Here is a 12,470-nt window from a genome sequence, read left to right on the forward strand (position 1 = left end):
TAATAGAAAAGGTGATGACAAATGAGAGCTGAACGAAAAAGAAAGAAGAAAAAAGTTCTTCTGACAATCGTAACAATCATCGGGCTGTTAGTTTTATCATCAGGAGGCTACGTCTACTACTTGTGGCACAAAGCGGCTTCAACGGTGGCAAGCATTCAGGAAGACTTGAAAAAATCGGACAAACGTGACACGGATATAGATCTCGGAAAGAAGGATCCGATTTCTGTTTTAATCATGGGCGTCGATGAGCGGAAAAATGACAAAGGGCGCGCGGATACGATGATTTATATGACCGTCAATCCTAAAACGAATACAACAGAAATGGTCAGCATTCCGCGTGATACGTATACGAAAATCTCCGGCAAAGGTACGATGGATAAAATCAACCACTCCTATGCTTTCGGCGGAACGCAGATGGCCGCGGATACCGTCGAGGACCTGCTTGACGTGCCGGTAGATTATTTTGTGAAAGTAAACATGGAGAGCTTCAAAGATACCGTGGATACACTCGGCGGGATTACGGTGAACAGCACGTTTGCCTTCAACTACGACGGGCACTCTTTCGGAACGGGGAACATCAGCCTGAACGGCGAAGAAGCACTTGCCTACACGCGTATGAGAAAAGAAGATCCCCGGGGGGATTTCGGCAGGCAGCAGCGCCAGCGCCAAGTGATAGAAGGGATTATTTCTAAAGGGGCAAACATCTCGTCTGTCACGAAATTCGGAGATATGTTTAAGGTCATTGAAAACAATATGAAAACAAACATGTCATTCGATGATATGTGGACGGTTATGACTGACTATAAAAACGCCCGCAGCAAAGTCACTCAGCATGAACTGAAGGGAACGGGAACGAGAATCAACAATATCTATTATTACAAATTAGATGAAGCAAGCCTCGCTTCAGTCAAAAAAGAATTAAAAGAAAGCCTGAAATAATAAAAAACTCTGCATATGATGCAGAGTTTTTTTATTCTGTAAAAGGCTGCGGACGGGTTTTTCTATAGCCGTACCGATAAAGCAGTTCTTCCACAATCCGTTTTGAAGCCGATCCGTCACCATAAGGGTTTGACGCCTTTGACATCCGTTCATATTCAGCCTGATCGGTTAAGAGCTGTTTTGTCAGCTGATACACCGTTTCTTCATCTGTACCCGCCAGCTTTAATGTCCCGGCTTTCACTCCTTCGGGGCGCTCGGTTGTGTCCCTAAGCACCAAGACCGGCTTTCCGAGAGAAGGCGCTTCCTCCTGAACCCCGCCTGAGTCGGTCAAAATGAAGTTTGCTTTCGCAGCGAAGTTATGGAAATCCACGACCTCCAGAGGTTCTATTAAGTGCACCCTGTCCGAATCAGCAAAATGGGCTTCTGCAGCCTCACGAACTGCGGGATTCAAATGAACGGGATAAACGACTTGTACGTCCTCAAACTCTTCAACGACTCTTCTGACGGCCTTAAACATCTGTTCCATCGGCCTGCCTAAATTTTCACGTCTGTGCGCTGTTAAAAGAATCATCCTGCTTCCTTCCAGCTTGTCAAAAATCGGATGAAAATAATCTTCCCGCACTGTCGTTTGAAGCGCGTCTATCGCTGTATTTCCCGTGACAAATATAGAATCCGGCTTTTTATTTTCAGAAAGCAGATTCTGCTCGGCCTGGCTTGTCGGCGCAAAATTCACATCAGCCATCACGCCCGTCATCTGCCGATTGATTTCCTCGGGGAAAGGAGAGTATTTATTATGCGTACGCAGACCGGCTTCCACATGGCCTACGGCGATTTGATGATAAAAGGCGGCAAGGCTTCCGGCGAACGTTGTCGTCGTATCTCCGTGGACCAAAACGATATCTGGTTTTACTTCTTGGAACAGCTTGTCCAGTTTCAGCAAAGCATGAGATGTAATTTCTGAAAGCGTTTGACGCTCTTTCATAATATTCAAATCAAAATCAGGCGTAATGCTGAATGCTTCAAGCACTTGATCCAGCATCTGTCTGTGCTGTGCGGTTACAGTCACCAGCGAATCAATTTCCTGATATTTTTCAAGCTCTAATACGAGCGGAGCCATTTTAATTGCTTCAGGTCTTGTACCGAATACGGTCATTACTTTTAGTTTTTTCAACGGTTTGTCTGCACCTCGTTTTATATGTCGGATATCCCTTCATGTTAACACATTTATGCCGTTTCTTAGATATTGTAAAGCTTAATGGCAAACAAAGCAAAAACCGTTACAAGACTCTTTGAAAGCGGATTAAAAGGTGTGAATTTTAATCAATTGTGGTAAAGTGGAAAAAGACTAGGTTATAGTTCTGAAAAAAAGATTTTGCAGAAACAAGGATGGTGTTATTCAGTGAAGAAAGTACGCAAAGCCATTATTCCGGCAGCAGGTTTAGGCACTCGTTTTTTGCCGGCCACAAAAGCAATGCCTAAAGAAATGCTTCCAATCGTTGATAAGCCGACAATTCAGTATATTATCGAAGAAGCTGTCGAATCCGGCATCGAAGATATTATTATCGTAACCGGAAAAGGAAAAAGAGCAATAGAAGACCATTTCGACAATGCCCCTGAACTGGAACGCAATTTGGAAGAAAAAGGGAAAATCGAACTGCTTCAAAAAGTGAAAAAATCGTCAAATATTGCGGATATCCACTATATTCGCCAAAAAGAGCCAAAAGGACTCGGTCATGCCGTTTGGTGCGCACGCAACTTCATCGGCGATGAACCTTTCGCCGTTCTTCTCGGCGATGATATTGTCCAGGCTGAAAAACCGGGACTTCGTCAGCTGATGGATGAATACGAAAAAACATTGTCTTCAATCATCGGTGTTCAGCAAGTTCCTGAAAGCGACACACACCGCTACGGAATTATCGATCCGTTAACAAATGAAGGCCGCCGTTACCAGGTCAAAAATTTTGTAGAGAAGCCTGAACCGGGCACAGCTCCTTCCAACTTGGCTATTTTAGGAAGATACGTTTTCACTCCTGAAATTTTCATGTACCTGGAACAGCAGGAAGTCGGTGCAGGAGGAGAAATTCAATTAACGGACGCCATCCAAAAGCTCAATGACATTCAGCGTGTCTTCGCTTATGATTTCGAAGGAAAACGTTACGATGTCGGTGAAAAACTCGGATTTATCGAGACGACGCTTGAATTTGCCTTACAGGATCAGGATATCCGCCATAAATTAATTCCGTTCATGAAGGATCTTCTTGAAAAAGAAGAAGCTGACGAATAGAAAAAGCTGCCGAATCCGGCAGCTTTTTTTATGTGATCTTTACTTTTTAGACGTTACCGTCAGTGTTTTATCAGCATTGTTCACCGAAAAAGTATATTCCTGGTTTTTAAGCATGAGCAAATTCTGATTGATTTTGCTGCCGCCTTTTTCACTTAAAGCTGAGATGTCTGCGGGACGCGATAAATGAAAAATCACTTCGGAGACTGTATCCTTGTCAATCACTACATCCGTTTTTGCATCGGATGTTTTTAATACGTTCCGTCCGTCAGCCGTTTGTCCGGCAGCTGGATTTTTCAGTTTACTCTGCACATCGTCCCGGCTTTTATTGAGATATGAGAGAAACTCTTCTGCTGTTTGGCTTGATAAACTGCCGCTGAAATCATTAAGCTGAACATCCGTCTTTTTTAAAGCATTCACTTTATACAGATCAGTCTTTTTCATAAAGTACTCTTTATCGTTTAATTTCACTTTGGCCGCCTGGTTATTCTCGGCTTCTACCTGCACCTTCGTGCCGAAACTTACACTTGCGGAGGCTTTTCCTTTTATATCTTTTTCAGTATAAAGGTTCGCCTTTTCAGCTTTTACCAAAGCAGGTTTATTCACAGACTCATAAAGGCCGGCATCGCTCTGTTTGACGTCACCGAAAGATGTAATCGCACGCAGTGGCTTGTCTGAAAACATCGAAGCGCCTGCGCCGACAGCCAGCAATGCAAGCAGCGTAATCTGTATCGTATTGGCAATGAATTTGGGCTTCGCTTTCTTTTGCTGCGCCTGACTGATTTTCTGTTCCTCGGCTGCCCGCGTTCTGCCTTCAATCTGCTCGTTTTGATATTTCTTCTTTTCTTTCTTTGAAAGCTTGTTGAACCAATCCACAAAAGCTTTATATTCTTTCACAACGGCTTTCGTTTCGTCGAACATGCGCATTTCGCCGTAATGCATCCAAGCCACCCGATCACACATTTTCTCAATCTGTCCGATGGAATGACTGACGAAAAAGATCGTTTTGCCGCGTTCTTTAAACTCCGTAATGCGGTCCACACATTTCTGATAGAAAGTCTGGTCCCCTACTGAGAGCGCCTCATCAATAATAAGGATGTCAGGGTCCATATGCGCCGATATGGCAAAACCGAGACGGGATTTCATACCGCTTGAATAGCTTTTAACAGGCTGATCTATAAAGTCGCCGATATCCGCGAATTCAACGATTTTTTCATAAAGCTCGTCTATCTGCCGATTGTTGAGACCCATCATCAAGCATTTTAAACGAATGTTGTCTTTACCGCTTAATTGATTGTTTAATCCGGCAGAAATCGCGATTAAAGACGGCTGCCCGTTCATGTCAATCTCCCCGCTTGTCGGCGGAATGATCTTTGCAAGCAAATTGGACATCGTTGATTTTCCAGACCCGTTGATCCCTACGAATCCGATCGTTTCCCCTTCATAGACGTCAAAAGAAACATTTCGGACAGCGAAAAAACCTTTTTGATTTCTGTTTGGGAAAAACAGTCCTTTAATTTTGTCAGACTGTTTTTTATATAGAAAATACTGTTTTGAAACATTTCTGAACGAAACTTTTAGTTTCATCGTATAATCTCCTTACTATATTAAAGAAAGTCAACAAACTTATCTCTGAATTTCATATGAAGAAGTGAACCGACTGTTAATAACAGCAGTGTGACGAACCAGAAATACAGCGTGTATTTCACATCGTGGAAAAACCACTGCCCTTCCATAAAGCTGTCTCTAAAGCCCTCGATAATATAGAAAAGAGGGTTTAACTTCAAGATGGTCAAAACTTCAGGTCTGTTTCCAAATTTCTCCGCAATGTCCCAGAAAATCGGCAGAAGAAAAAAGAGCAGCCTTGTGACGGCCTGAAGCAAAAACTGATAGTCCCTGATTAAAACGCTGATGGTTGAATTAAACAGGCCGAAAGCAAACATAAAACTGATCATGCAAAACAAGTAATAAATATATTGCAGCCAGTGAAGCGTCGGAAACAGTCCGTTGCTCAGCAGCACAATAATATAAATCGCCATCATCACAAAGTAACTGAATAAATTCGATGCTATCACTACAGAAGGCAGTGAACTGATCGGAAAGTTCATTTTCGACACTAAATTTATCCGTTTAAAAACGCTGTTAGATGCATCCAGTATCGTCGGACTGATAAAGAACCAAGGAATTAAGCCGGCCAGCATCCAGACGATGAACGGTACGCTGTCTCCATTTCCAAGCACCATATCATGTCCGCCGCGAATCCCGAGACCAAATACGAACCAGTAAGCCAGCATTTGAATCATAGGGTTGAGAAACTGCCACAATATACCCAAATAGTTCACTTGATACTTTGATTTCGTTTCGTACACTGCAAGCCGCATAATCAGCGGAAATGAGTTGAATTGCTCTTTCAGAATTTTTACCAATGCATTCATTCTAATCTTCCTTAGTCGTAAGTTTTAGGTAATAGCTTTGACTTACAAAAGCACCGCTCATAATTGTAACAGATTACGATGTATTTTTCACTTCATAACAAGCCTGAGTCCCATGAGCGCAACATGCCGTCACTTAAGCAAAAAAGCATAATTAACGTGGTTAAATTATGCTTTTTTGCACTTATTTACTTGTCCCCGAAAATCACTTTTACAGCTTTTTCAGACGATTCTCCGGTTTCTAAATAACAGAACTTCTCGTAAAAAGGCCCGAATGAATCCGGAAGCTTATAATCATCTGATTCCGTTTCATTGACCCATTTGATAACGTCACCTGTTTCTTTGACAAGCGGACCGGGCGCTTCTTTTTCAAAGTCAAAGTAAAACCCTCTGAGTTTATCCCGGTACGTTTCGATATCAGGCACATAAAACAGCATCGGTCTTTTCAGATTTGCATAGTCAAAAAAGACAGAGGAATAGTCCGTTATGAGTAAATCAGAGACCATATACAGCTCACGGATATCTTCGTAGCTGGAGAAATCATACGCAAATCCTTCATACGGTCCGAGATCAAAGTTTTCCGCCACGAGATAATGCATTCGTAAAATAATGACATAACGATCGCCGATCGCTTCTCTCAATTGATGAAGGTCTAAATCAAGGTCAAACTTGTATTTTCCCTTCTTATAAAATTGGTCATCCCGCCATGTCGGTGCGTAGATAATCACTTTTTTATCTTGCGGAAGATTCATTTTTTCTTTCAGCGCTTTGATGACAGAAGGGCTGTTATCCGTTTGAAGGAAGTCATTCCGCGGATATCCCGATTCAATCATGGTTTTATTAAACTGAAACGCCCGGGCGAATATTTCGGTTGAATATGCGTTCGGTGAAATCAGGTAATCCCACTTTGAAGCCTCTGTCGTAAAGTTGCGCTTGTATTTTTCAGTGTTTGTTCCGGGCATATGCACTTCATCCATATCTACGGCAAGGCGCTTTAAAGGCGTGCCATGCCATGTCTGGACATATGTCGTATGCTCAGGTTTCGGAATCCACAGCGGCATACGGCTGTTGACAACCCAGTACTCGGCTCTTGCCATGGCAAACAGCCATTTGAACGTAAAGCGTTCGATATAAGGAATTCCTTTATCTTTAAATGTCTGTGAGTAAGCGGGGTTTACACTCCAGCAGAGACGGTATTCCGGCATCTCTTTGCTCATGTATTCATAAATCGCCCGCGGGTTGCAGCTGTACTGTTTTCCGGCAAAGCTTTCAAACATGACAAATTTCTGTTTGACAGGCAGTTTCCCCGCAACCCTGAATCCCGCTTTATAAGTGTTTTGTATTCTTTTCTCAATGAACTTTTTCAGCTTATTCTTTCTCTTGCGTACAAAGGAAGCGCCCCGTTTCAGCTTTCCTTTCACAAAATACTCCACGCGGGTGCTGAAGCTGTAATCGTTCATTCTCAGGTGGAGATTTTTCGTTTTCTTTTTCGTGAAAACGTGAAATCTGGCAGGCCCTTTCTCCGTTTTCAGGATCGTGAATTGGTTAGGGTTTACTTGTTCAGATTTCAGAACCTTTAACGGTTTGCTGTTGGTGATAATCTCTTCACCCGTCCCGGCATCTTCAAAAATGAATTGAATATGGAATTGAAAGATTAGCTGCTGATTCAATTCTTTATAAACGGCATTCAAATCAATTTTTGTATCAAAGCCTATCGTGTCAAGCATCGTTGTGTCCTGAACATATTCATCAAGGTCGTGTCTCGGCACGTCGTGAAGCGGATACTTCAGAATGAGAGGCTCCTCTTCTTTTCCTTTTTTCATTTTCAGAATCAGGTTTTTTTCTTTTATCTTTAAGGTTTCTGCCGCATTCAGCCGGAATGCAAAACCTTTCAGATGTAAGCTGCCGTCAGATTCGAGCTCCATTTCATCAATCCGCGTGACGAACTTTTTCTGCAGCAGCTTTAAGGAGAAATTCCCTTTCTTCGTCGTGTAAGGGAAAAAGAACATATGATGAGCCTCATCTTTATAAGAAGACAGTTCAATAGGTTCAAGGCTGGATTTTAACCGTTTTTTACTGATATCACTGTCATCATTGATAAAGGAGACATAGAAATCCAGACATCCTTTGCCGTCCGTATGGTCAGAAAGCAGATCCGTGCTCATAACAGCATGGTACTCCCCGCCTTCTCCGGCCAACCGTTTCAGAGGGACGGAAAGTTCCGCTTTTGTCTTACGATTTATAATCTGAAGAGAAGGCTCTTCCCCTGCAGTGACATTTTCACAGGATATCGTAATGCTGAATGTCTCTTCCTTTATGTTAAGATGTTTTAACTTGTATCTGACAGGATTTTCTATACCCATAAAATAAGTCTACTCCTCTGTTTCAATTAAACATATCCAATCACAATCATCATTTTGTTACTTTCAGCGAAAGGTTCTCCTTCACCGTCCGGTAGAATTGATATTGCAGTCCGTTCGCTTCTGCCGTCACCTTTTCACCGTCGTCTCTGTTTAACATGACACGTTCATAATCGTTATAAATGACATACATAATATAACCGCCAAGTCCGACTTTTTCAATGTCACGTAACGGGATTTCAAGGACGTACCGCCCGTCTCCCAGTGACTGAACCGGAAACTGGTGGAATACTTTCATGTTATCTCTGTGCTGAAACTGAATATATTGGGCATTATTTCTGTCCTGTCCGAACAAGCGGAACGTAACGGTGAATTTATGATCGGCGAACACCGCGCTTTCCGTTTCTCCGTGCATGCGAAGTTCGACCAGTTTATTTTCTTCATCCGTCAGCGGGCTTTCTAAATAAGCCAGTCCGCCTTGCGTCACGATGTTTTTATCGGGCTCTTTTTTGGACCAGCGGAACAGCTTTTCGACCTCATCATACCGTTTTTGAGTCAGCAGACGGTAGGCTGTTTTATGAATCGGATGAAAAAATGTCTCGGAAATATCGTATTTCGTCTTCTTTAACACATTCAGAATTTCATTGAATTTATTGTAATAGGCTTCTTTGTTTTCGCTTTTCAGGAAGTGCATCCGATCGAAAAGACGCGTAATGGAATCGAATTCGATCAGGCGGTTCATTGCCATCTTCTCTTTTTCAGTATCTAATTTTTTGTTCAGAATATACTTCATTACGGCTATGTTCGTGTCGGTTTTTTCCATTATATTAGTCTGCTTTGTCAGCGACTCATTATTGTCCATTCTGTTCAGATAATAGACCGGCTCGGTTGACGTTGAAATATCTCCGCACGCCAAAAGAACATCCATAAAAAATTGCTTATCTTCAGCAAATTTCATTTCCGGATATCTGATATCATTATCTTTTAGAAATTGTAAGTTCATCATTCTTGCCCGCGGGCCGAGATGATAGAAAATATGCCGGATTGAAAAAGGCGATACCTTCGCTCTGTTCAGAGAAGACTCATGTTTCCCGATCGTTTTTTGACCGTTCACCTGCATTTCGATCGTTTTTCCGACCGCATAATTTACCTGATCTCTTTCAAGCATGTCGAATAAGATTTTAACTCCGTTCGGCGCAAACCAATCATCCGCATCCAAAAATGTAATGTACTTTGCATTTGCCAGCTCAATCCCCAAGTTTCTCGGATAAGCCGGGGTTCCCGTGTTGTCTTTCAAAAAGACGACTGTAATATTTTCATACAACTCGGCGTACTCAGTCAGGATGTTTCTGGAATCATCAGTAGAGCAATCATCGACAAGAATTAAAGAAATATGCTGAAAGCCGATGTTTTGAAGGATCACTGAATCAACTGTTTTCCTTACATATTCTTCTGCATTATAAACAGGAACGACTACCGCTACCTTCTTCTCTTCCGCCAATGCTTCTTTGTTTAAAATGGTATATTCGCGTTCTTCTACGGACGGCTTGGACTCTTTTTTATTCAACTTAAAAAAGTTACTAAGATTCATCTTTAAATTCTCCTCTTATTGTCTAGCTTTTTTTCAAAAGCGCATAACAAATATAGCGAAAATAACCTTATATTACAAGAAGTACTCCCTATCCGGAGGGAGTACTTCTTTATCATCTGTATATCCGAATGTTTCAATTACACCCCGGCAATTTCTTTTTTAATCTGTGTGGTGGAAATGCCTTCGGTTCTAGGGAGGTAGATGACTTCGCATTGATCTTTAAGGAAATCGAATTTGCCTTCCCAATCGTCTCCCATTACGAACACGTCGATGTTGTGATCCGCTACGTCACGTACTTTTTGATCCCAGCTGTTTTCCGGAATGACTTCGTCGACATAACGGATCGTTTCCAGAATCAGCTTTCTGTGTTCATAGCTGTGGTAGGCCTTTTTTTGTTTTTGCAGGTTGAACTCGTCTGTTGAGATGGCAACAACAAGGTAATCTCCAAGCTGCTTTGCGCGCTCAAGCAGTTTAATATGACCCCAATGCAGTAAATCAAACGTTCCGTAAGTAATGACCTTCTTCATGAAACAAAAGCTCCTTTCTATCATCATACGTATAACAAGCAACTGCTCTGAAATGCTGCGCAGCTGTATCCTTAATCACTAAAGTGCCAATTTCGTACTCATGGAACCTCATTATATCACATAGCCCTGAAAAGGTTAAGCCAATGTAAAACGAAGTTACATTCCACTTATTAACAAATGTTATTACAATAGGAGTTTAGCAGGGTTTTTGCGCGTATGATTAAAGAAATTGTTATCTTATTTATATTTTTGTAAAACTATTGTTAAGTTTATCTGAAGGTATTATGTTAAAATAAAGCTTAGCCTAAGTCACGAAAAAGTGAAAGAAAATCCCGTACAAAAAGGAGGACGGCAGATGCAGACTGAAATGGTGCACAACCTTTCTTACGTTAATGGAAATTTACAGGAGTTTATTTCATATTTAGACACTTATTATATCGCACAAAAGCAAGGAGCCGTCATTGCGACGGTCAATCCTGAGATCGGATACGCTGCGGCGAAAGACAAAGGTTATCATCAAGTCATTTCTTCCGCGGATTTCGTCCTGCCGGATGGTATCGGCGTCGTGTTAATGTCACGTTTGACGCAGCACCCGCTGAAATCAAGAATTGCGGGATTCGATGTGTTTCTTGCGCTGCTCGGCCTCGCAAACCGGCAGTCTAAAAAAATATTTTTATACGGAGCTAAGCAAGACGTGCTTGACGCCGTTTTGAACCGGATCAGCAAAGAGTATCCGAATATTGAGGTTGTCGGAGCCAGCAACGGTTATGAAGCGGATAAACGCTTCGTCGCCAAACAGATTTCCCGGGCGAAACCCGATCTCGTGTTTGTCGCCTTAGGATATCCCCATCAGGAACAATTTATTTATGAATACAAACATCTTTTCCCTCAGGCTGTATCGATCGGTTTGGGCGGAAGCTTTGATGTGTTCAGCGGAACGGTGAAACGCGCCCCTGAATGGATGATCAAAACGAATCTGGAATGGCTGTACAGACTGGTGACGAATCCGTGGAGATGGAAAAGGATGCTGAACATTCCGAAGTATGCTTTTACCGTTTTGAGAAATAATAAATCAAATAAAAGCCTGTATTCCAAGCAGGCAGAAGATCAAACGAAACAGCTTTAAACAAATAAAACAGCAAAAGAGATTGGTAATCTATGAACTTGCGATCTTTATTCGCCGCTTTTTATTCTATATATCTGTCTGTTCTCGGCGTTTTGTTCAAGCCTGTAAAGCCCAAGAACCATCTGACCCTGCTGGTATCTTTTGAAGAGAATGCGCAGGCTCTCATCCGTTCTTACAAAGCGCACGCTGAATCGCTTTCTTATGAAATGACGGTTTTGTATACGAGACATGCCGTCAGTCTGAAAAAAGAGCTGGAAGGTATCGGCTCTTTTTATCTGAACGAAAAACATCCGCTGCATCTTTTGAAGGCTGTTTTGATCCTTTTTAAGAGCAAAGTGGTGATAACGGATAACTATTTCCTCATGACAAGCGTCTTAAACCGCCGGCCGCAAACGACATGCATTCAGGTGTGGCATGCGAACGGCTCTTTGAAAAAGTTCGGCCTTGAGGATGTGACGAATCAAAACCGTCCGGCATCAGATATCAGCCGGTTTAAAAAAGTGTACCGCTCGTTTGACTTTGTCACCGTCGGTTCAGACGCGATGGCTGACGTTTTTAAAAAGTCGTTCGGCATACGGGACGGCCAGCTGTTAAAAACGGGTGTCCCCCTGACTGACGTCTATTATGAAGAACACAAGCCCGAACTGAAGCACAAATGGCCGAAAAAAATCATCCTGTACGCACCGACATTCAGGGACTATGATATGCAGTCCTTTCGGCTGCCATTCACCGAAGAACAGCTCACAAACGCGTTAAACGGAGAGTATATGCTGCTTGTAAAGCTTCACCCTGCCGTTTTGCATCAGATTTCGGCTTCGTTTGAAAGCGAACTGATCAAGAACGTGTCTGACATGCGTCTTCATGATCTCTTGAAAGCGGCTGATATTTTAATTACGGATTACTCTTCCGTGCCTTTTGAATTCGCGCTCTTAAATAAACCGATTTTCTTTTTCACATATGATCTGGAGGAATATGATCAAAAGCGCGGTTTAATCGACAATTATACTTCCGTCATTCCCGGAAAGGCTTGTCATGACAGCGAAGCCCTTCTGGAGGAAATGACGAAAAAGCCATTTCGTGCAGAAGAAATGAAGCGGTTCTCGGACAAATGGAATATGTATTCAGATGGGAATTCGAGTGAAGCGTTATTAAAATTTGCAGAGACAGAAATGAAAAAATGTGATGCAGCACCTGTCTGAATCGACGGCGGGTGT

Annotated in this window: 10 protein-coding genes; 4 read left to right on the forward strand and 6 right to left on the reverse strand. The window is 42.4% G+C overall.

Annotated elements, in window-relative coordinates:
* Positions 1-21: 21 nt before the first annotated feature.
* Entirely contained in the window at positions 22-939 is a 918-nt protein-coding gene (locus NYE62_RS18225; protein ID WP_003151369.1) for a LytR family transcriptional regulator, read from the forward strand.
* A 31-nt stretch (positions 940-970) separates the two neighbouring features.
* On the opposite strand, the gene wecB is transcribed toward NYE62_RS18225, so the two are convergent.
* A complete protein-coding gene (wecB, locus tag NYE62_RS18230; RefSeq protein ID WP_032867494.1) occupies positions 971-2,110 on the reverse strand; it encodes a UDP-N-acetylglucosamine 2-epimerase (non-hydrolyzing) in 1,140 nt (379 codons plus the stop codon).
* Positions 2,111-2,338: 228 nt separating this feature from the next.
* Here wecB and galU point away from each other — a divergent pair, with 228 nt between their 5' ends.
* Positions 2,339-3,223 carry a UTP--glucose-1-phosphate uridylyltransferase GalU gene (gene galU / locus NYE62_RS18235; RefSeq protein WP_003151367.1) on the forward strand — a complete coding sequence of 295 codons (885 nt, stop codon included), beginning with the start codon at positions 2,339-2,341 and terminating at the stop codon, positions 3,221-3,223.
* 39 nt (positions 3,224-3,262) lie between these two features.
* Here galU and tagH read toward each other — a convergent pair whose 3' ends face one another.
* The 5 genes from tagH to tagD all read right to left on the reverse strand — a co-directional run bounded on the left by tagH (position 3,263) and on the right by tagD (position 10,130).
* Entirely contained in the window at positions 3,263-4,807 is a 1,545-nt protein-coding gene (gene tagH, locus NYE62_RS18240; protein WP_342497109.1) for a teichoic acids export ABC transporter ATP-binding subunit TagH, read from the reverse strand.
* Positions 4,808-4,827: 20 nt separating this feature from the next.
* Entirely contained in the window at positions 4,828-5,655 is an 828-nt protein-coding gene (locus tag NYE62_RS18245; RefSeq protein ID WP_003151365.1) for an ABC transporter permease, read from the reverse strand.
* 185 nt (positions 5,656-5,840) lie between these two features.
* Entirely contained in the window at positions 5,841-8,015 is a 2,175-nt protein-coding gene (locus NYE62_RS18250) for a CDP-glycerol glycerophosphotransferase family protein (protein WP_043021850.1), read from the reverse strand.
* A 49-nt stretch (positions 8,016-8,064) separates the two neighbouring features.
* On the reverse strand, positions 8,065-9,603 hold the full coding sequence (locus tag NYE62_RS18255; RefSeq protein WP_007407500.1) for a glycosyltransferase family 2 protein: 1,539 nt from the start codon (positions 9,601-9,603) through the stop codon (positions 8,065-8,067).
* Between the two features lie 137 nt (positions 9,604-9,740).
* The gene (gene tagD / locus NYE62_RS18260) at positions 9,741-10,130 is read right to left on the reverse strand and encodes a glycerol-3-phosphate cytidylyltransferase (RefSeq protein WP_003151361.1); all 390 of its coding nucleotides are present in this window, start codon (positions 10,128-10,130) and stop codon (positions 9,741-9,743) included.
* Between the two features lie 355 nt (positions 10,131-10,485).
* Between tagD and NYE62_RS18265 the strand changes: the two genes are divergently transcribed.
* Together NYE62_RS18265 and NYE62_RS18270 are read left to right on the forward strand one after the other, a co-directional pair.
* Complete coding sequence (locus NYE62_RS18265; RefSeq protein ID WP_007407501.1) at positions 10,486-11,256, forward strand: WecB/TagA/CpsF family glycosyltransferase; 771 nt, start codon at positions 10,486-10,488, stop codon at positions 11,254-11,256.
* Between the two features lie 32 nt (positions 11,257-11,288).
* Entirely contained in the window at positions 11,289-12,455 is a 1,167-nt protein-coding gene (locus NYE62_RS18270; RefSeq protein ID WP_020956430.1) for a CDP-glycerol--glycerophosphate glycerophosphotransferase, read from the forward strand.
* Positions 12,456-12,470 lie beyond the last annotated feature (15 nt).

Origin of the sequence: Bacillus sp. FSL K6-2861 (genome assembly GCF_038630725.1) — a bacterium.
GTDB classification, from domain to species: Bacteria; Bacillota; Bacilli; order Bacillales; family Bacillaceae; genus Bacillus; species Bacillus velezensis.